The sequence below is a fragment of the Sulfitobacter sp. F26169L genome (assembly GCF_026410285.1).
Classification (GTDB): domain Bacteria; phylum Pseudomonadota; class Alphaproteobacteria; order Rhodobacterales; family Rhodobacteraceae; genus Sulfitobacter.
Genome location: NZ_JAPMLP010000001.1, coordinates 186,189 through 206,587, shown reverse-complemented (window position 1 = coordinate 206,587; position 20,399 = coordinate 186,189). Strand labels below are relative to the sequence as shown.

19 protein-coding genes are annotated in these 20,399 nt (G+C 58.9%); 6 read left to right on the top strand and 13 right to left on the bottom strand.

All coding sequences use genetic code 11. The features are described 5' to 3' along the window. Window positions 1-10: 10 nt before the first annotated feature. Window positions 11-1,423: a signal recognition particle-docking protein FtsY gene (gene ftsY, locus OS189_RS00995; RefSeq protein WP_267165416.1), complete on the bottom strand. Its 1,413-nt coding sequence runs from the start codon at window positions 1,421-1,423 to the stop codon at window positions 11-13. A gap of 105 nt (window positions 1,424-1,528) precedes the next feature. Here ftsY and OS189_RS00990 point away from each other — a divergent pair, with 105 nt between their 5' ends. Continuing rightward, the gene (locus OS189_RS00990; protein WP_267165415.1) at window positions 1,529-2,419 is read left to right on the top strand and encodes a lytic transglycosylase domain-containing protein; all 891 of its coding nucleotides are present in this window, start codon (window positions 1,529-1,531) and stop codon (window positions 2,417-2,419) included. Window positions 2,420-2,467: 48 nt separating this feature from the next. Here the strand turns inward: OS189_RS00990 and OS189_RS00985 are convergent, their stop codons facing one another. Further along, the gene (locus OS189_RS00985) at window positions 2,468-4,168 is read right to left on the bottom strand and encodes an NAD(P)H-dependent oxidoreductase subunit E (RefSeq protein WP_267165414.1); all 1,701 of its coding nucleotides are present in this window, start codon (window positions 4,166-4,168) and stop codon (window positions 2,468-2,470) included. 170 nt (window positions 4,169-4,338) lie between these two features. On the opposite strand from OS189_RS00985, the gene OS189_RS00980 reads away from it, so the two are divergent. Continuing rightward, window positions 4,339-4,734 (top strand): hypothetical protein, encoded by a 396-nt coding sequence (locus OS189_RS00980; RefSeq protein WP_267165413.1) that lies wholly within the window; start codon window positions 4,339-4,341, stop codon window positions 4,732-4,734. 94 nt (window positions 4,735-4,828) lie between these two features. On the opposite strand, the gene xseA is transcribed toward OS189_RS00980, so the two are convergent. Further along, on the bottom strand, window positions 4,829-6,385 hold the full coding sequence (xseA, locus tag OS189_RS00975; protein WP_267165412.1) for an exodeoxyribonuclease VII large subunit: 1,557 nt from the start codon (window positions 6,383-6,385) through the stop codon (window positions 4,829-4,831). A gap of 71 nt (window positions 6,386-6,456) precedes the next feature. Between xseA and purD the strand changes: the two genes are divergently transcribed. Next, a complete protein-coding gene (gene purD / locus OS189_RS00970) occupies window positions 6,457-7,719 on the top strand; it encodes a phosphoribosylamine--glycine ligase (protein ID WP_267165411.1) in 1,263 nt (420 codons plus the stop codon). Between the two features lie 19 nt (window positions 7,720-7,738). On the opposite strand, the gene OS189_RS00965 is transcribed toward purD, so the two are convergent. The 3 genes from OS189_RS00965 to OS189_RS00955 are packed head-to-tail and all read right to left on the bottom strand — an operon-like array spanning window position 7,739 to window position 9,251. Continuing rightward, window positions 7,739-8,143 carry a hypothetical protein gene (locus tag OS189_RS00965; protein ID WP_267165410.1) on the bottom strand — a complete coding sequence of 135 codons (405 nt, stop codon included), beginning with the start codon at window positions 8,141-8,143 and terminating at the stop codon, window positions 7,739-7,741. Then, the gene (locus OS189_RS00960; RefSeq protein WP_267165409.1) at window positions 8,134-8,928 is read right to left on the bottom strand and encodes an FG-GAP repeat domain-containing protein; all 795 of its coding nucleotides are present in this window, start codon (window positions 8,926-8,928) and stop codon (window positions 8,134-8,136) included. The genes OS189_RS00965 and OS189_RS00960 overlap by 10 nt, the downstream gene beginning before the upstream one ends. Beyond that, window positions 8,928-9,251 (bottom strand): 2Fe-2S iron-sulfur cluster-binding protein, encoded by a 324-nt coding sequence (locus OS189_RS00955; protein WP_267165408.1) that lies wholly within the window; start codon window positions 9,249-9,251, stop codon window positions 8,928-8,930. Before OS189_RS00955 ends, OS189_RS00960 begins: the two co-directional genes overlap by 1 nt. 187 nt (window positions 9,252-9,438) lie before the next feature. On the opposite strand from OS189_RS00955, the gene OS189_RS00950 reads away from it, so the two are divergent. Then, on the top strand, window positions 9,439-9,978 hold the full coding sequence (locus tag OS189_RS00950; protein WP_267165407.1) for a peptidoglycan-binding domain-containing protein: 540 nt from the start codon (window positions 9,439-9,441) through the stop codon (window positions 9,976-9,978). A gap of 65 nt (window positions 9,979-10,043) precedes the next feature. Here the strand turns inward: OS189_RS00950 and OS189_RS00945 are convergent, their stop codons facing one another. The 6 genes from OS189_RS00945 to OS189_RS00920 form a co-directional block, all read right to left on the bottom strand. Next, window positions 10,044-11,531, bottom strand: a complete 1,488-nt coding sequence (locus tag OS189_RS00945; RefSeq protein ID WP_267165406.1) for a DegQ family serine endoprotease — start codon at window positions 11,529-11,531, stop codon at window positions 10,044-10,046. Window positions 11,532-11,779: 248 nt separating this feature from the next. Beyond that, window positions 11,780-12,679, bottom strand: a complete 900-nt coding sequence (gene hflC, locus OS189_RS00940; protein ID WP_267165405.1) for a protease modulator HflC — start codon at window positions 12,677-12,679, stop codon at window positions 11,780-11,782. Further along, complete coding sequence (hflK, locus tag OS189_RS00935; RefSeq protein WP_267165404.1) at window positions 12,679-13,893, bottom strand: FtsH protease activity modulator HflK; 1,215 nt, start codon at window positions 13,891-13,893, stop codon at window positions 12,679-12,681. The genes hflC and hflK overlap by 1 nt, the downstream gene beginning before the upstream one ends. 167 nt (window positions 13,894-14,060) lie before the next feature. Then, a complete protein-coding gene (gorA, locus tag OS189_RS00930; RefSeq protein ID WP_267165403.1) occupies window positions 14,061-15,422 on the bottom strand; it encodes a glutathione-disulfide reductase in 1,362 nt (453 codons plus the stop codon). Window positions 15,423-15,433: 11 nt separating this feature from the next. Then, on the bottom strand, window positions 15,434-16,222 hold the full coding sequence (rpiA, locus tag OS189_RS00925) for a ribose-5-phosphate isomerase RpiA (protein WP_267165402.1): 789 nt from the start codon (window positions 16,220-16,222) through the stop codon (window positions 15,434-15,436). Between the two features lie 134 nt (window positions 16,223-16,356). After that, on the bottom strand, window positions 16,357-17,124 hold the full coding sequence (locus tag OS189_RS00920) for an SDR family NAD(P)-dependent oxidoreductase (protein ID WP_267165401.1): 768 nt from the start codon (window positions 17,122-17,124) through the stop codon (window positions 16,357-16,359). Window positions 17,125-17,293: 169 nt separating this feature from the next. Between OS189_RS00920 and OS189_RS00915 the strand changes: the two genes are divergently transcribed. Next, window positions 17,294-18,667, top strand: coding sequence for an L-serine ammonia-lyase (locus OS189_RS00915; RefSeq protein ID WP_267165400.1), 1,374 nt, complete (start codon window positions 17,294-17,296; stop codon window positions 18,665-18,667). A gap of 108 nt (window positions 18,668-18,775) precedes the next feature. Next, window positions 18,776-19,696 (top strand): DMT family transporter, encoded by a 921-nt coding sequence (locus tag OS189_RS00910; protein WP_267165399.1) that lies wholly within the window; start codon window positions 18,776-18,778, stop codon window positions 19,694-19,696. Here OS189_RS00910 and OS189_RS00905 read toward each other — a convergent pair. After that, window positions 19,635-20,324: a thiamine diphosphokinase gene (locus OS189_RS00905; RefSeq protein WP_267165398.1), complete on the bottom strand. Its 690-nt coding sequence runs from the start codon at window positions 20,322-20,324 to the stop codon at window positions 19,635-19,637. The two genes, OS189_RS00910 and OS189_RS00905, sit on opposite strands and share 62 nt — an antisense overlap. Window positions 20,325-20,399 lie beyond the last annotated feature (75 nt).

The window sequence follows — 20,399 nt, the reverse complement described above, 5'->3', positions numbered from 1 at the left end:
TCGTGCGCATCTAGCGGTCCAATCCGGTCAACGCGTCTGCAAATTCCTGCGGATCAAACGGTTGCAGGTCGTCAATCTGCTCGCCCACACCAATTGCATGGATCGGCAACCCGAACTTGTCGGCCAGCGCCACCAGCACACCGCCCTTGGCGGTGCCGTCCAGCTTGGTCATCACAAGGCCGGATACATCGGAGATATCCTGAAACACTTTCACCTGATTAAGCGCATTCTGGCCCGTGGTCGCATCCAGCACCAGCAGCGTGTTATGCGGCGCATCGGGGTCTTTCTTGCGGATCACACGGACAATCTTTGCCAGCTCCTCCATCAGGTCGCCACGGTTTTGCAGGCGTCCTGCGGTGTCGATCATCAACAGATCGGCACCATCGGCCTCGGCGCGCACCATGGCATCGAATGCAAGGCTGGCCGGATCGCTGCCTTGCGGCGCGGTCAGCACCGGCACACCCGCCCGTTCGCCCCAGACTTGCAACTGCTCAACCGCAGCGGCGCGAAAGGTGTCGCCCGCCGCGATTACCACGTTTTTACCCGCCGCACGGAACTGGCTGGCCAGTTTGCCAATGGTCGTTGTTTTGCCCGATCCGTTCACACCGACAACCAACACAACCTGCGGTTTCTTCGCGTATAGCGGCAGCGGTTTCGCCACCGGCTCCATGATGCGTGCGATTTCGTCGCTCATCAGGGTTTTGATTTCCTGCACCGACAGTTTCCTGCCCAACCGCCCTTCGGCCATATTGGCCGTCACGCGCAGGGCTGTATCCACACCCATGTCTGCGGCAATCAGCAGCTCTTCGAGTTGCTCAAGCATGGCGTCATCCAGCACGCGGCGCGTTACCGGCACCGCGCCACCGCGCCCCATCAGGCGGCCCAGAATACCGCGTTTTGGCTCAGGGTCTTCTGCCGTACCGGTGTCTAGCATCGGCGCAACGGGTGTGATGGCGGTGCGCAATGGTTCCGGCGCTGTCTCCATCTCCTGTGCTGCTCTGCGTGCGCGTTCGGCTTCAGCTGCCTCTTCGGCCTGCTGCTTTTGCGCGGCCTCGGCGGCTTTCGCGGCAGCCTGCGCTTCTATTGCGGCCAGTTCGGCCTGACGTTTTTCGTCTTCCTGTGCAACCTGCTCTGCTTTACGGGCAGCTTCGGCTCTGGCAATTTCCGCTCTGGCGTGGGCATCTTCGGCCTCTTTTACCGCGCGCGCGGCTTCGGCGGCCTGCGCCTCCTGCTCCGCCGCTTTGGCCTTTGCCGCCGCTTCTTCCTGTTCACGTAATCGGGCCTGTTCAGCCTCCTGTTCTGCTGCCGCCTGCGCGGCCGCATCATCTGCCTGCCCACCATCACTGACAATGGCCTCAAGCCCCTCGTCAATCTTGGACGACGATTTGAACATGCGGTCTTTTAGTTTCTTGAAAAACGCCACGCAGGAAGACTCCGGTTTGGATTGCATCCCTGATCTAACCCCTCGGCGCAGAGGATGGAAGGGTGTGCGATTGACAAGCCCCTGCAAGCGGGTCACCAAAGTCCTATGCGCGTACTTGCACTCTTTCTATCACTTATCTGGGCCAGCGCAGCAGTGGCCGACCCGCGCACCGGTTTATGCAGCACAGGTAAGTGGGGTCATATTCAATGCATCCGGCCCGCGCATTTTGTCTATGACACCTGCAACGCCATCGAAATATTTTCCAAGCGGCACGGGCTGGACACGGGTTTTTTCGCACGCCTTATCTGGCAGGAAAGCCGTTTCGACCCCAACGCGCTGAGCCATGCGAACGCGCGCGGTATTGCGCAGTTCATCCCTTCGACAGCGCGGCTGCGGGGGTTGAAGAACCCCTATAATCCCGCCGATGCGCTGGAACATTCCGCCCAATACCTTGCTGAAATGGTGCGCCGCTATGGCAACGAAGGTATGGCCGCTATCGGCTACAACGGTGGAGAACGGCGTGCAGAGGGGTTTCTGGAGGGTAAAGGACTGGCGCAGGAAACAGTGAATTACGTGCCCATCATCACCGGATTGAACGCCGAGCAATGGCGCGACACGCCCCCGAAGGATCACGATTTTCGACTGGACAAGAACAACAGCTTTTACGCTGCCTGCTCCGAGATGGCGCGCAAGCGCAAGCTGACGCCGATGAAGCGGGTCAAACCACCGCCACCGCCAATAAAACCATGGGGTGTGCAACTGGGTTTCGGGACATCCAAGAAATCGGCAACCGCAAAAGTGCGCAGCCTGACGGCCAGATGTCAGGGACAGGTCGCGCGTGAAAAACTGGATCTTATATTCGTGAAAAACCGTGTGTCCCGCAAGAAAGGCTATTACTTTGCCCGCATCGGCCGCAACAGCAGGCAAGAAGCGCAAAAGCTGTGTGACAGCCTGAAACGGCAGCGTTGCTCCTGCCTGACCGTACAAAACAAATAGCTGCTTCGATCATCGCGCGCCCCCCCCCCGCAAGGTGTGGCAGTGCGTCTATATCTCGTCAGGAAAATGCTTGATCGTCATTCGGATCGGGTTTGGGGCGGCCTGGCCCAGACCGCAGATAGAGGCATCGACCATCGCCGTCGAAAGCTCCTCGAGCAACGACTGGTCCCACCGCTCTGCCTGCATCAGCTTGACCGCCTTGCCACAGCCGACACGGCAGGGCGTACATTGGCCACAGCTTTCATCCTCGAAAAAGCGCAGCATGTTAAGCGCCGCATCACGGGCGCGGTCGGCTTGTGACAGGACCACCACAGCTGCGGAACCGATGAAGCTGCCATGAGGCTGCAATGTGTCGAAATCCAGCGGAATATCATCCATCGTGGCCGGCAACAGACCCGAAGACGGCCCCCCCGGCTGATAGGCTTTGAATGTATGGCCATGCGCCATACCGCCAGCGGCGGCAATCACGTCGGTGATGGTCGAGCCCGCAGGCAACAGATAAACCCCTGCATTGGCCACACGGCCCGACACGGAATAGCTGCGCAACCCCTTGCGGCCGTTATGTTCAACAGAAGACAGTATTTCAGGACCTTCGCGGCAGATGCGCGCAACCCAATGCAGCGTTTCTACGTTGTGCACCAGTGTCGGGCGGCCAAAAATGCCGACCTGTGCAACAAATGGCGGACGGTGGCGCGGGATACCGCGCTTGCCCTCGATACTTTCGATCATCGCGGATTCTTCACCGCAGATATAGGCTCCCGCACCGCGGCGAAGATCAATGTAGCCCACCTCGACGACACCGGCATCTTCCAGCGCCGCGATTTCACGCGCAAGGATTTCCAGCACCGCTGGGTATTCATCACGCATGTAGATATACGCGCGCTCTGCCTCTACCGCCCAGGCGGCGATCAGCATACCTTCGAGAAAAAGATGTGGCGTGCGTTCAAGATAGTAGCGGTCTTTGAATGTCCCCGGTTCGCCCTCGTCGCCGTTGACGGCGATATAACGCGGACCGGCATTAGCGCGCACAAAACCCCATTTCTTGCCGGAAGGAAAACCCGCGCCGCCGAGACCGCGCAGACCGGACGCCAGAACTGTGTCCTGCACCTGCTCCCAGTCTCCGCTTGTGCGAAGCTGCTCGAGGGTCGCATAGCCGCCAGCGGCGGTGTAGGCTTCATAGGTTTCGTAATCGGGGATATCGGCGTGTGTGTCGTCAGCCGCGATCGCGGCATGTACCTTTTCAACAGTCGCGTTATCGATATGGGCATGACCCAGTTCCAGAACCGGTGCCATATCACAGCGGCCCATACACGGCGCACGCAGCACGCGCACTTCTGACGGGTCCAGCCCATCCTCAAGGGCCGACTTCAGCGCCTGTGCCCCGGCCAGTTCGCAACTGAGCGAGTCGCAGACACGGATGGTCAGCGCGGGAGGCGGTGCTTCGCCTTCTTTCACAACGTCGAAATGGGCGTAGAACGTGGCGACTTCGTAGACTTCGGCCATGCTGAGCCGCATTTCCTCGGCCAGCGCGCGCAGATGGGCGGCAGAGAGGTGCCCGTATTTGTCCTGAATAAGATGCAGATGTTCGATCAGCAGGTCGCGGTCGCGCGGCTCTGCACCGAGGAGATCACGCACCTGTGCCCATGCGGCATCATCCAGCTGGCGGCCCTTCGTGTGGCGGCGCCCCTTGCCTTTGCCGGATTTCCAGACGCCCTTGTCCGCTTCGTTTTTGTTGTCATCCAGCGCCATTGCCAAAGTCCCCCTTGCTGCTGCGTTGTTCTAGCAAACCTGCGGGATCGGGTTGAGGCAAAAAGCGACAATTTGGCGGCCCTTTGCGCGGTGCGCGCATCTGCGCCAGAGGCGATCTGGTGTGATCTGCGGCTCTGGTGTCCGCCTGATACATCTGGCAGTGTGGCAGCATGTGGAAATATTTGCCGATACTTTTGGCGCTTGCCGCCCCTGTCGCGAACGCGCAGACCCTGATGGATGCCGAGGAATTTGACGCCTACACCCGTGGGAAAACGCTTTACTACGGAAATAACGGCGAAGCTTATGGTGCGGAGATCTATTTACCGAACCGGCGTGTTCGCTGGTCATTTTTGGATGGGGAATGCAAAGAAGGGCAATGGTACGAGGCAAACGGTCTGATTTGTTTTACCTATGATGACAGGCCCGATCCACAATGCTGGAGCTTTGAACGCGGGTCGCGCGGATTGATCGCGCGGTTCGAGAACGACCCCGCCATTACGCCGCTGTATGAAGCGAATGAAAGCACGCAGGAAATGCTGTGTCTGGGTCCGAAGATAGGCGTTTAGGTTTTTTGCACCGTACCAAGGGCGCTGCCCCGCCTGTGCCCTGACGGGCAAAGGCCCCCGGGATATTTTTGGCCAAAAGAAATAACGGGTTGGTTCAGGTTTTGTCGGGGTGAACTGTGAGCTTGCCATCCGGAAACTGGATTTCCAGTTCCGGCTGGGCGCTTGCAGCGGTGCTGGATGTGATCACGCGTTCGCGGCTGCGCACAACAGCAAAGCCGCGTTCCAGCGTTGCCTCGTATCCCAAGGTAAGGCGCAGGCGCTCGGCAGCGGTGATTTTTTGGTGCCACTGGGATATCTGACGGTTTGCAGCTTTTGCCAGTGAACCGGTTGTCCGGGAGAGTTGGCTTCTTTTGTCCGAAATATCGCGAGCGAGCAGATCGGGGCGCAGGCGATGGGCGTTCGCGGCGCTGCGTTTGGCGGTGACGATGCGACCCAATGCAGGCGCGAGGCGCGCGCCGGTATCGTTCAGGCGGCGCCTGTCATCGTTGAAGCGCGATTGCAGCAAGCGCGGATTGAGACCGCCGCCGAGTTCATAAAGCCGGAGTTTGCGCTTTTGGACACCTGCGATCAGGGCGGGATCGAGGCGGGCGGCTGCGCGTTCGAGGCGCAGTCCGGGCTGCTCGGTCAGGGATTTTGCACGCATCAGGCGATCACCGGCACGGTCGAGGCGCTGGCGCGGTGAGTCCAGCAGGCTGTCGGGACGGGGCAGTGCGCGTGCCATATCACGCAAACGCTGGGCGCGCTGTACCAACCCCTGACTCAACGCGCGGCTCATCCTCGCGTGTTGCTGGTCGAGATAGGCGATCAGTTCATGGCGTACGGGGACTGCAAGTTCGGCAGCTGCCGTCGGAGTTGGGGCGCGCTTGTCTGATGCGTAATCTATCAGGGTCGTGTCTGTCTCATGTCCAACGGCAGAGATCAGCGGGATGCCGGATGCGGCGGCGGCACGTACCACCGATTCTTCGTTAAAGCCCCAGAGGTCTTCGACAGAGCCGCCGCCCCGCGCGACGATCAGCAGATCCGGTCGCGGCAACGCCCCCCCGGGGGTAAGGCGATTAAAGCCCTCAATGGCGCGAGTAACTTCTGGACCGCATTTCGCCCCTTGCACCGCAACGGGCCAGATCAATACCTTGCGCGGGAACCGGTCACGCAGCCGGTGCAGGATATCGCGGATCACGGCGCCAGAGGGGGATGTGACAACGCCGATGATTTCGGGCAGATAAGGCAAGGGCCGCTTGCGGGCGGGGTCAAACAGGCCCCCCGCCGCCAATGCCGCCTTGCGCTTCTCCAGCACGGCCATCAGCGCCCCCATTCCGGCGGGTTTGATATCTTCGATGATGATCTGGTATTTCGATTGCCCGGGGAAGGTGGTGATCCGGCCTGTGGCGATCACTTCCATGCCCTCTTCGGGCATCGTGTCGAGTTTGCCAGCAACACCTTTCCAGATGATCCCCGCCATCACGGCTTTGTCGTCTTTCAGGTCCAGATAAACATGGCCCGAACGGGGCAGGCTGACACGCCCGACTTCGGCGCGCACACGCACATGGCCGAATTCGTTTTCGATGACCCGTTTGATCGCGCCTGACAGTTCGCCAACGGTATATTCGGGGCTGTTGCCCTTTGCATCGCCTTCATCATCGAACAGATCCATCAGTGCATCCTTGTGCATACCACCGCGCCAGCATAAAACGCCCCGCAACGAAGGCCAAGGGAGCGCGTGCGATGAATATTCTGATATTGGGTAGTGGCGGGCGCGAGCATAGCCTGGCTTGGGCCGTTTTACAGAATCCCAAATGTGACAAACTGGTTGTTGCGCCGGGAAATGCAGGCATTGCACAGATTGCCGATTGTGCGACCATCGATATCAATGACGGCGGCGCCGTTGTCGAATTTGCCGAGCGAAACAACATTGATTTCGTGATCATCGGACCGGAAGCGCCTTTGGCTGCCGGTGTTGCCGACAGACTGCGCGAAGCCGGGATACCTGTTTTCGGCCCGTCCAAAGCCGCCGCAGCGCTGGAGGCTTCAAAAGCATTCACCAAAGAGATTTGCGATGCCTGTGGCGCGCCAACGGCAGCCTACGGGCATTTTGCCGATCCGGCGGCTGCGAAGGCATATTTACGCGGCCAAAGTCTGCCGATTGTGGTCAAGGCGGATGGTTTGGCCGCAGGCAAGGGTGTGATTATTGCCGAAACGCTTGCAGAGGCCGAAGCAGCAATCGACGACATGTTCGGTGGCGGCTTTGGCGATGCTGGCGCCGAAGTCGTGATCGAGGAGTTCATGCACGGTGAGGAGGCATCATTCTTTATTCTGTGTGACGGTGAAAACGTGTTGCCCATTGGATCGGCGCAGGATCACAAGCGCGTCGGGGAAGGCGACACCGGCCTCAATACCGGCGGGATGGGGGCGTATTCACCTGCACCGGTGCTGACGGACGAGATTGCAGAGCGCGCGCTCGCAGAAATCATTCGCCCGACCATGGCCGAAATGGCTAGGCGCGGCATGCCTTATCAGGGCGTCCTATATGCCGGTCTGATGATCGAAAACGGCGCACCTCGGCTGGTTGAATACAATGTACGCTTTGGCGATCCCGAGTGTCAGGTGCTGATGATGCGTCTTGGCGCGCAGGCGTTTGACCTGATGCATGCCGCAGCCGAAGGGCGACTGGCCGAAGCGCAAGTAAACTGGGCCGACGATCACGCATTGACCGTGGTGCTCGCCGCAAAAGGCTATCCGGCCACGTATGAAAAAGGCTCGCTTATCCGGGGCCTAGACACGCTACCCGAAAACAACAGCAACATGGTTTTCCACGCCGGGACCAAAGAAGAAAACGGCGGGATTGTCGCCGTAGGGGGGCGGGTTTTGAATGTCACCGCGCGCGGCGAGACATTGGCGCAGGCTCAACAGCGGGCCTATGCGATGGTAGATGCCATTGACTGGCCCGAAGGGTTTTGTCGCCGTGATATCGGCTGGCGCGCGCTGTAAACACGCGTCATGGCTTCAGTCAGGAAACAGGCGCGCCTTCGCAGGTGACGGCCTGCTCGCTGATATCGCTGATACGTTGCACTTCGCGGGTGCCTTGCGACAACACCAAAAGGGTTCCGTCGTCCATAAAAGGTATCCAGCAATTGCCGGGGTCTGGTGCATCCTCATAAAGAAAGCACAGCGTCGGGCCGCGCACTTCGATAAGTCCATAGGTGCACCGGCCCGTTTCATCCGCCCACACGGACAGATCAGGGCGCAAGAACTGCTCGACCCCGACCAAAACGCCCGAACTCATACTCGAAAAGCTCAGCGTGCGGCCAACCGCGAGTTCCAGAAAACCCTCTGGTGTCATTTGCTCTTGTGCGCAGAGCGGAGCCGCACAGACAGCGCAGAGGGTTGCGATGAGTGCTGCCTTCATTTGCATGATAACGCGTCCCTGAAACTGCTCCGGCCCTTGTGCGGCCCGATGTCGCGCTTGTGAAGGGTTGTGCCATCGAAGGTCACGGCGATCAGGCGGGTCCAGTCGGCATTGGCCACAATCATTTCGGGGGTTGCGCCGCAGGTGCGCAGGCCGCCGGCAATGTCACGATCTCCGATGCGGTGGTTTGTAAGCCCTTTTGCATTCGCGACGGGGCTGAGAGTGCCGCTCTCAAACCGCCAGATGCGCAGGGTTTTGGCCAAATGCGGACGGTCGATATATGCAATCTCGACCAATCCGTCGCCATCCAGATCAGCGACAGTAACAGGGGCAAGCCAGCGGTTGCGCTGGCCGATATAGGGCGTTGCGGCCATCTTGCCGCTTGCGGAGTAGATCGCCAGGGAAGCACCGCGGTTCACATCGGTTTCCACAACAATCACTTCGGGGTGGCCGTCGCCGTCGACATCGGCAAGCCGGGGCGCGATATCCTCGAATACCGAGGTGATCGGCAGCCGGAAAAGACGGATCGTTCTGCGGACAACGGGCCCGGTTTTCAAAGCGGTTTCGGGTGATCCTTCTACGTCGATTTCCAGCGCGCCCCATTCTTCGGCATCACCAAAGATACCGTGGGCGTAGCGGGAAGTCGGCTCTGCATAGCGCGCCGCTGTAATCGTTTCCGCTTGTGCTGCAGCGGGCGCCAGCAGCGCCAGCCCCGCGCACAAGGTCAGCAGCGCGCGGCGGATGGGGCGTTGCCCCTTGCGCAACCGCAGACGCCGCGCCCCCATGGGCATTAGATCTGCTTTTCTGGCATCTTCACGCGCAACCCGTCCAGTTCATCTGTCACTTTCAACTGACAGGTCAGGCGCGATTTTTCCGGATCAGGCTCATAGGCGAAATCCAGCATGTCCTCTTCCATGTCGTCCTTGGCCGGCAGCTTATCAACCCACGCGTCGTCAACATAAACGTGGCAGGTCGAACACGCGCACGCACCGCCGCAATCGGCCTCAATGCCCGGAATGTTATTGTCACGGGCACCTTCCATAACTGTCAGGCCGGTGGCGACCTCGACAACATGTTCAGTGCCATTGTGTTCTACGTAAGTGATCTTGGCCATCAAAGCTGCCCCTTCCAGATGTTTCAGTTGTTTCTACGCAAGCGCTTGCTTGCGCGCCACCCCTCTTTTGCGCCTGCTGTGCGTATCTCATACGCCGCATTGTGCCTGTTACCATCTGGCTTCTAGGCACCGCTTTGAAAACGCGTTAGGGTGCAGCAACATCAAACAGACCCAAAGGCGTTGGGCTATGACACAGGCATATTCACCGCGCTTTGCATTGCGCTTTGGCACTGCTTTGGCGGCGGCTGCCCTACTGGCTGCGTGCCTACAGGATCAAACCGTTTCCGACAGTGGTGTGGTCATGGGCAATGGTCTTGCCCCGCCGGGGGCACCACCGGGCACATGCTGGGGCAAAATCCCCACTCCCGCAGTTATCGAAACGGTGACCGAACAGGTTCTTGTGACCCCGGCCAAGATCAATCCGGATGGCACAATTGCCACCCTGCCCGTTTATCGCGAAGAAAGCCGCCAGCAGATCGTCACGCCGCGCACAGATCGCTGGTTTGAAATCCCCTGCCCCCCCGACTTTACGGTTGAATTTGTATCCACCTTGCAGCGCGCATTGCAGGTGCGCGGCCTTTATGAAGGCGAGGTCAACGGCAACATGGACCAAGCGACCCGCCGCGCGGTATTACAAGTGCAAACAGCCGCTGGTCTGCCCAGCGATGTCCTGTCCATCGAGACAGCGCGCGATTTGGGCATCGTCGCTATTCCGCGCACGCCGTAATGACAACAACGTAAAAGGCGCCCCCGCTAAGGGAGCGCCTTGTCTGGATCGTCAACAAACGCGGTTTATTCGCTGTCGAGTGTCAGCGCTACAAAGCGCGGATCACCGGCGCGGCGCACCAACAGCAACAGCGATTTCCGCCCCGCCTTACGCGCTGCATCCACACGGGCGTTCAGCTCGGCAATCGTGGCGATTTTCTGCTGCCCTGCTTCGGTGATGATATCACCTGCACGCAGTCCTTTTTCAAAGGCTTCCGATCCTTCTTCGACATTCGTGACCGCAAGGCCCTGTATGTCGTTTGACGCACCGAGCTCCTGACGCATGTCATCATCCAGCGGCGTTACCGTCAGCCCCAGCAAAGATGACACTTCCGGTGACTGCGGTGTATCCGGCTGGCTTTCCTCATCCGATGCGCTGGCCGAGGTTGAATCCTCCCGCCGTCCCAGCACCACCGCGATGGTCTGGCTCTTGCCTTCGCGCAGCACCTTAACCCGCACGGTTGCACCAACAGCACTGTTCCCGACCTGACGGACCAGACCGCGGGTGTCTGCCACATCAACACCGTCAAACGACAGGATCACGTCACCGGTTTTCAACCCAGCCTCTTTGGCAGGGCCATCGGGCACATCCGTGATCAGCGCGCCTGCCGCTTTGGCCAGCCCCATGGCATCCGCAACGTCTTCTGTGACGTCCTGAATGCGCACGCCCAGCCAACCACGGCGTGTTTCACCGAATTCCTTCAATTGGTCCACAACCCGTGTCACCACGTTTGCCGCCATGGAAAACCCGATGCCGATCGATCCGCCGTTTGGCGACAGGATTGCTGTGTTAACGCCGATCACCGCGCCATCCATATTGAACAGCGGCCCGCCAGAGTTGCCGCGGTTGATCGCCGCGTCAGTCTGGATGTAGTCGTCATAGGTGCCCGACAGCGCGCGATTGCGCGCGCTAACGATACCTGCCGACACGGAGAATCCCTGCCCTAGCGGGTTGCCCATCGCGATCACCCAATCGCCCACGCGCGCCTTGTCACTGTCACCAAAGCTGACAAACGGCAGCGGCGCATCCGCTTCGACTTTCAAAAGGGCAATGTCGGTGTTCGGGTCGGTCCCGATCACCTTGGCGACCAGCTCCTTACCCGAGAAAAACTCGATTGTGATTTCATCGGCGCCTTCAATCACGTGGTTGTTGGTGACAACATAGCCGTCTTCGGAAATCACAAACCCCGACCCAAGCGCGGAAGAGCGCCGCGGTGCGGGTGTGTCGTCTTCTCCTCTGTTACGGTCCTGAAACTCGCGGAAAAAATCCTCAAACGGTGAGCCTTCGGGCACGATCCCGCGCGGGCCGGTACGCCCTTCAACAAGTGTGGAGGTCGTAATATTCACCACAGACGGGCTGATTTTTTCCGCAAGTGGCGCGAGGCTTTCCGGTTTGGCGTGGGCCATTACCGTTTGCAGGACCACCAACGTCAGCGCCATCAGCCCGATCAGGGCTGCGCGCAAGACTGGGGAAAAGGAAGGTGTTTGTGTTCTGGCGACCGCTTTGGGCTGCATATATCGTCTCCTGATCGAAATCATACCCGCGTCTGGGCGACTTTCATTTCCGGTAGAGTGCATGGTGACTGTACCAACCGCAATATGAAACATGGGTTTGAGGCGCCTGTTTTCAACACTCCAGCGCGATATCACCTATAGAACCTTTCCGCTTTTGGGTTGTGGCACCTACACCAAGTTCTAATAGTTCACAAAAAAGGGGCCGACACAAATGTGCGGCCCCTTTGAATGATTATTTGCAAACAGCCTTAGGGCCTTTCGCCCTCCGCAGAGCGTGAGCCCTGATCCGAGCGCAGATAGTTGAAGAATTCACTATCCGGCGACAGAACCATGGTCGAATTGCTGCCCTTCAGGGATTCTTCGTATGCGGCCAGAGAGCGGTAAAATTCGAAGAATTCGGGATCTTTTGAGTAGGCTTCTGCAAAGATACGGTTCCGCTCCGCATCTGCCTCACCTTCGATGATCCGCGCATCGCGGCGGGCCTCGGAGATGATCTCTTCGAATGTACGATCCGCAAGGGCGGTCACACGCTGGGCGGCTTCACGGCCACGCGCCCGCTCGTCTGTCGCTTCGCGCTCACGCTCGGCGATCATACGCTGTAGGGTCGCGTCAAAGTTCTGCTCAGGCAGGTTTGTCTGGCGCAGGCGCACATCTACAACCTTGAGGCCCAGCGCATTTGCACGCGCATCAGAGCGGACGCGGATCTGATCCATCAGTGCGGAGCGTTCGGGCGAAAGGATCGTGTTAGAGGTCACACCCTGCGAACCCAATACGGCGCGAATCTGTGATTCCAGAATACCGCTCAGGTCGCTTGCAGCGCGGGTCTGACCGCCGGCCCCGACCGCTTGGCGGAACTGCACAACATCGTCGATGCGGTAGAGAACGAATGCGTCAATCTCCAGACGGCGGTCATCGGCGGGGGTAACTTCGATCAAGGGTGTTTCAAGCGAGAGGATGCGGTCTTCGAACCGGACCACCTCGTCAATCAGCGGCACCTTGAACCCCAGACCCGGCTCGACAATGACCTGTTTGATTTGGCCAAAGCGCAGCACCAGCGCTTTTTCACGCTCGTCCACCACAAAGATCGTAGACAGGAATGCCGCACCAAGGATCGCGACGATCGGGATCAGAAAGCTGGTCTTGTTCATCAGTTGTTCCCTCCGCTGCGGCGCAGTTCGTTCAGTGGCAGATAGGGAACCACGCCTTGCGCGCCTTCACCCTGTCCGTTTTCAAGGATTATCTTGTCGACCTGACCGAACACTTTTTCCATCGTTTCAATGTACAGGCGTTTGCGCGTAACTTCGGGCGCTGCCGCATACTCGGTCAGAACCGCTTCGAAACGCGATGCTTCACCGATTGCGCCGTTTACCTCACGGGCGCGATACCCTTCGGCCGCTTCCAGCAGCTTGGCGCTTTCACCACGCGCTTCGGCGGTTTTCTGGTTGGCATAAGCATCGGCCTGACGCTCCAAACGGTCACGCTCCTGCTCGGCGGCCTGAACGTCACGGAAGGCATCCACAACAGATACCTGCGCGCTGGCGCCGGACGCATCGGTCACAACCACTGTGCGGCTTGGCGGGTCAACCTTGTTGACGTTGACACGCAGCACGTTGATGCCGGTTTCGCGGTTGTCGAGAGTTGTCTGGATCAGGCCTTTGACCTGCTCTTCCACCAGACCACGGTCACGGTTGAGGATCGGGGCAAGTTCGGACTGTGCAATAATTTCACGCATAGCCGATTCAGAGATGGCCCGAACAGAGGCCTCGGGATCACGCAACGAGAATTTGAATTGCTGGGCGTCCTTGATGTTCCAGACGACCTGAAAATCAATGTCGACGATGTTTTCATCGGTCGTCAGCATAAGGCCGTCATTGTCACCCGGTGTACGGCTAACACCCAGCGTTTCGGTGCGGTTGGTCGTCACGTCGAACACTTCGGCGGTCACAACCGGCCAAGGCGCAAAGTTCAAACCTTCGGTGCCGATACCGGAAAACTTGCCGAGAAACAGCTCGATCGATTGTTGTTCGGGACGCACCGTGTAGGTGGAGGCAAACAACCACGCGGCCGCCGCGACCAGCACGCCAATCCCAACAGTGCCGCGTGTCAGTGCGGGACCACCGCCGCCGCTGCCACCGGTGCCGCCACCAGTCCCGTTAGAGCGGCCACCGCCGCCCATCAATACGCGCAGTTGTTCCTGCCCTTTCTTGACCAGCTCGTCGATTTCGGGGATCGGGGGCTTTTCGCCGCCACCTTTGCCGCCACCCTGATTGCCACGGTTACCGCCGCCCTGATTGCCGCCGTCATTGCCGCCGCCTTGATTGCCGCCGCCGCCGCCCCAAGGACCGCCCGTATTGCCAGCCATATGTATTTCCCTCTGTAAGTCGCCCCCTTCGGAGCAGGCTTGTCGTATGGTATGTAAACTGTGTGTTCACACGTTTATTTCAAGATGCGCGAAACTCAAGGCTTTGCGCGGATATTTCAAGTTGCGCAAAGCCGCGCGTGCTTGCGTTTTGCCATGCCACGCGATCCTCAGGAGGTTCGCACAGGTTTGCGCATGGTAACCAGTTCTTCGGCCATGGTAGGATGCACTGCGCAGGTCTGGTCAAATTGCTCTTTTGTGGCGCCCATTTTCACCGCAATACCTGCAAGCTGGATCATTTCACCCGCCTGAGGTGCGACGATATGACAGCCCAGAACAGTGCGGTTTTCCTTGGAAACAACCAGCTTCATCATCACTCGATCATCACGGCCTGCAAACGCAGTCTGCATCGCCTTGAACGAAGTCGCGTAAACTTCGATCGGTTCTTGCGCCATCGCCTCCTCCTCGCTCATCCCGACTGTACCCATTTCCGGCTGGGTGAACACGGCTGATGCGATGATTTCATGATCAACCGGTGTCGGCTCGCCGCCGAAGACGGTTTTGACAAATGCCATGCCTTCACGGATTGCAACAGGCGTCAGGTTTACGCGGTCTGTAACATCCCCGATGGCATAAACTGACGGCACGCCGGTCTGGCTGTATTCATTCACCTGAATGGCGCCGTTGCGCCCCAGTTCGATGCCGATATCCCCAAGCCCCATGTCATCGGAATTGGGTCGCCGCCCGGTTGCAAAGAACACCTTGTCGAAAATCTTGTCCTGTCCCATCGTGGATTTGACCCAGATGCCGCCTTCGCGTTCTTCCATCTCCAGCACACTTGCGCCGGAATGCATACTGATGCCACGCGCGCGCATCTGCTCTGCTATGAGCCCGCGTGCTTCGTCGTCAAAGCCGTTTAGGATTTGGCCGCCGCGATAATACATCGTCACATCAACGCCCAGACCGTGCAGGATGCAGGCAAATTCACAGGCGATATACCCGCCCCCGACGATCAGCATCGAACGCGGTAATTTGTCGAGGTGGAAGATATCATCGGACACAATGCCCAGTTCGGCATTATCCATTTCAGGCCGGACAGGACGACCGCCAGTTGCAATCAGAATATGCTTTGCCGTCTTCTCTTCGCCCGTGGACAACGTAACTGTGTGCGCATCCTTTAGCGTTGCACGGGCATCGAATTTATCCACTCCAGAGCCATCCAGCAGGTTGCGATACACCCCTTCAAGACGGTCAAGTTCCGCGCGCATCTTGCCCGAGAATATGTGCCAGTCAAAAGGGCCATCGTTCAAATCCCAGCCATACTGGCGGGCGTCTTCGAATGTATCGCGATACCCGGAGGCAAAGACCATCAGCTTTTTGGGCACGCAACCACGGATCACACATGTACCGCCATAGCGGTCTTCTTCGGCCAGCGCGACACGCACGCCGTATTCGCCAGCCGCCACACGCGCGGCCCGCACGCCGCCCGATCCACCGCCAATTACAAACAGGTCATAGTCAAAATCGCTCATGGACGGGCCTTTCAATCACTCAGGTCGGAAAAGAGGTTGTCACTCTCGACGAAATCAATCCGCTCGGTGGCGGTTGTGCCCTGATTTATGTCGCGCACGGTTACTTTGCCATCCCCGTGACCGATCACAACAACGTCACAGATATCGATGAACAGGCCGTTTTCCACAACGCCCGGCATCTGGTTGATCACCAGCGCCAACTGGCGCGGGTTGCCGATGCGGCCCAAATGAAGATCCAGGATATGGTTTCCCTCGTCGGTCACAAACGGATGGTCGCCGTTCATGCGTAAGGTGCTGGTGCGGCCCAACACATCCATCGAGATCAACGTTTCTTCCACCAGCGCCTGCGTGGTTTGCCAACCAAAGGGGATCACCTCGATCGGTAAAGGAAATGTGCCGAGATGTTCAACCTCTTTGCCGATGTCGGCGATGACAATCATCTGGTCGCTGGCTGTCGCCACGATCTTTTCCTGCAACAGCGCGCCACCGCCGCCTTTGATCAGGTTCAGCTCCCCATCAAATTCGTCGGCGCCGTCAATTGTAAGGTCCAGCCATTTGGCCTCGTCGAGCGAGATCACTTCGATTCCCACTTCGCGCGCCAGTTGCGCAGTGCGGGTCGAGGTAGGCACACCGCGAATTTTCAGCCCCTCGTCGCGCACCATCTCTCCCAGACAGCGCACGAGCCATGCAGCTGTCGAGCCAGTGCCAAGACCGACACGCATGCCGTCCTCTACAAATTCGGCTGCGCGTTTGGCGGCAACAAATTTCGCTTTGTCGATGGGCGACAGATCTGAGGACATGAGGCGACTCCGATGCAATTTCTCGGAAGAGACATAGAAGCTTTTGCCACAACACGCGAGGGGCAACCGCCCGAAATCCGGACAGTTGCCCCAAAAACAGTTTGCGGCGTCTGCCGCGCCGCGGGTCTGGCGGCCTAACCCGCCAGCATGCCACCATCCACAAGGTACTGCGCACCGGTAACATAAGATGCCTCTTTAGAGGCAAGGAAGAGGATCATATGCGCCACATCCTCGGTCTCGGCATAACGTCCTAGGGGAATGGTTGCTGCATACTGCTTTTGCACCTCGTCTGCATTATCCGGATCAACACCGCTCTCGATAGAACGCATCATGCGGGAATCGACCGGCGCCGGATGCACCGAATTCACACGGATTCCGAACTTTGCCCCCTCCAATGCTGCCGTTTTTGTCAGCCCGATCACTGCATGTTTGGAAGTGATGTAAGGCACCAGACCGGGTGAGCCCTGTAACCCCGCCACCGACGACATGTTGACGATCGCGCCGCCCTTGTCCTTCATCTGGCGCATCGCGTGTTTCAGTCCGAGGAACACACCGCGCGCGTTTACAGCCATGACATTGTCGAAGTTCTCGACCGCTTGTTCCATGATCGGGGCCACTTTCCCCTCGATCCCCGCGTTGTTGATGAAGATGTCGATGCCGCCCAGTTTATCAGCGGCATCGCGCATATAGGCTTCCACGTCCGCTTCCTTGGTCACATCTGCCGTAAAGGTAGCAACAGTGCCGGCATCCTCAAGCTGTTTTGCCGCGTCCGCGAGATCATCCGCCGACATATCGACAAGGGCGACCTGCGCCCCCTCTTTCAGGAACGACCGCGCGGTCTGCACGCCGATTGCACCGGCCCCACCGGTGATGACGACCTTACTATCTGTAAAACGTGACATTGGGTTTCTCCTTTGTTCGTAGCCTTTAAGGATCAACGATAGAGGTAGGAGGAGTGTTCCGCGATGTCGGGAAAGAGATGCGATTGTTCCGGTTTGTCGTGTCATTGCAGCAGGCAAGTGTTATAGCTGGGGCCAGTTTAACCCATCCGCCCGGCGGGAGTACGACCTGATGTTTTTATCCGTCTTCGACATGTTCAAAGTGGGCATTGGCCCGTCCTCCTCGCATACGATGGGGCCGATGGTGGCGGCGGCACGGTTTCTGGACCAGATGCGCGCTTCGCCTTTTCATTTCGCAGGCTTACGCGCCTCGTTGCATGGCAGCCTCGCGTTTACGGGCATCGGCCACGCGACCGACCGCGCGACCATTCTGGGTTTGGCGGGGTTCACCCCCGAAAGCTATGATGCCGACCAGGCAGAGCAAGCCCTGAAAGACATCACGCAAACCCACCTGATCCACGCGCCCGATCTTGCGCCCCTGCGGTTCAACCCGAAAACCGATCTGGTGTTCGACTATGACACTCCACTGTCGGGCCACGCCAACGGGATGACCCTGATGGCCACCGACGCCCAAGGGGATATCACTCTGCGGCAGGTGTATTATTCCATCGGGGGCGGTTTTGTGATGACAGAACAGGAACTGGCAGCAGGCAAGGACACGGAGGAAGGCGCACCAGTGCCCTTTCCGTTCAAATCCGCCGCCGAAATGCTGGAGATGGCGAAAGCGTCGGGCAAGACCATCGCGGCGATGAAGCGCACCAACGAGGAATCGCGCGGCGGGGCCGACAACCTTGCCCGCGGCACCAAACGTCTTTGGCAGGTGATGAACGACTGCATCAATCGCGGTCTTGAAACCGATGGCGTTCTGCCCGGCGGTCTGAATGTAAAACGCCGCGCCAAGGGTATCCATGATGCGTTGATGGCCGAACGCGGCACAAACCAATCCGCCCCGCATACCATCAACGACTGGATGAGCGTTTATGCCATGGCCGTGAACGAGGAGAACGCCGCCGGTGGTCAGGTTGTGACCGCCCCGACCAACGGCGCGGCAGGCGTCATGCCTGCAACCCTGCGCTACTACCTCGATCACGTCCCCGGCGCATCGGAAAGCCATATCGAGGATTTTCTACTCACGGCCGCCGCGATTGGCGGTCTGGTGAAATTCAACGCGTCGATCTCGGGTGCGGAAGCGGGATGTCAGGCCGAAGTCGGCTCGGCCGCTGCAATGTCCGCCGGGGCCCTGTGTGCGGTGATGGGTGGCAGCCCCGAACAGGTGGAAAACGCGGCGGAGATTGCGCTGGAGCATCACCTAGGCATGACATGCGATCCTGTACGCGGCCTTGTGCAGGTGCCCTGTATCGAGCGGAACGGGCTGGGTGCGATCAAGGCTGTATCGGCTGCCTCACTCGCTCTGCGCGGTGACGGGACGCATCTGGTGCCGCTGGATGCCTGCATCGAAACCATGCGCCAGACAGGCGCCGACATGAGCGAAAAATACAAGGAAACCTCGCTGGGCGGCCTGGCGGTCAACGTGCCCAACTGCTGATTGCACACCTCCTCGCCAAGAGGAGGGCGACGCGCTGACCGTTTTTGCCACCCGCTGCGGCGAAGATCTTGTATTGCCAGCGCCATGTCCACCCCCTACCCCTAACGTATGACAGCTGATCGTCCCGTTCTTGGTATCCTGCTTATGCTGGGATTTTGCGTGCTTGCCCCTTTGGGCGATTCCATTGCAAAGATTCTCGGCCCCACTGTCCCGCTCGGACAGTTGATATTTGTCCGGTTTGCGGTTCAGGCGGCATTGCTGCTGCCACTGGTGATGGTCGCAGGAATTCGGTGGCGGTTTTCACGTCGCGCGTGGCGTTTGGTGGTGGTGCGCACCATTCTGCATATTCTCGGCATTGGATTTATGTTCACCTCTCTCATGTTTCTACCGCTGGCAGATGCTGTGGCGATTGCATTTGTGATGCCGTTTATCATGCTTTTGCTGGGGCGCTTTGTGCTGAACGAAGAAGTCGGCCCGCACCGTTTGGCTGCTTGTGGTGTCGGCTTTGTTGGAACAATGCTGGTGATACAGCCCAACTTCCTTGCCGTGGGATGGGTTGCGCTGCTGCCCCTCGCGGTGGCGCTGATTTTTGCGCTGTTCATGTTGACCACACGCCAGATCGCGAAAGAGGTTGATCCGATTGCCCTTCAGGCTGTCAGCGGTGTGATCGCGGTGGTGCTGCTGGTGCCACTCATCGCGATCGGTACTTTTGCAGGCCTGGAGCCGCTGTCGCTGATCCGGCCCACATCATTGGAGTGGCAGTTGCTGGCAGCGATTGGTGTGTTGGGCACGTTGGCACATCTGCTGATGACATGGTCATTGCGGTTTGCCCCAAGTGCCACGCTTGCCCCGATGCAATATCTGGAAATTCCGGTTGCCACCGCTATCGGCTTCTGGCTGTTTTCCGAATTTCCCGATACCCTCGCCGCTGTTGGCATTACACTGACCGTGGCCGCGGGTGTTTATGTTATTGTGCGCGAGCAGGCCAACGCGCGCCGCCCTGCACAACCTGCGCCACCAGCGGCCTGAGATAACAGCGCGGCACAATCAGCAGCATTCCGGGCTTATCCATCCACAGTTCGACCGCGCCGGTGGCCTTGTTTGACGTTCCGATAAACGCTGCCGGATCAAATGACAGACCCTCAATCGGCCATTCCAGTCCGCTACTGCGCCCTGTCACCGCCACCAACGGAAACAGCGAAACCGTTTCACCCGGCTGCATATCCAGCGCAACATAAGGCGGCGCAAGCATGATCACCTCACGCTCTGCCTGTAAGATACAGGGGCGGTCCGCGTGAACCAATAACGTATGGAACGCTGCCAACTGATGATCCACACGCCCACCGCAAAATCCCGCCCCCACTACCACAGGGGCTGCGACATGACGAAGTGCCTTGTCGAAATCGGTATATTGTTGTTCACTAATATGGTGCTGTCGCGCCAACGGCACTTTCACGAGTGCTTCTGGGGGGGCGCTGTCCATGTCTCCGATCACGGCCACGGGATCAATCCCCGCCGCGAGAGCCGTGACAACCCCGCCGTCCACAGCAACAAGTTTCGGTGCGATGTTTAACGCCTCTGCAACGTCCTGTGCAGTAGCGTGACCTCCACCAAGAAGTGTGATGGGATCGGAACTGTGAATAATGGCTTTTGACATACGGCACTCATGCCAAATCGGTGACAGGACCACAATGTCGCCACGAAATGACACCGGAATGGGCACAGTTTGGGG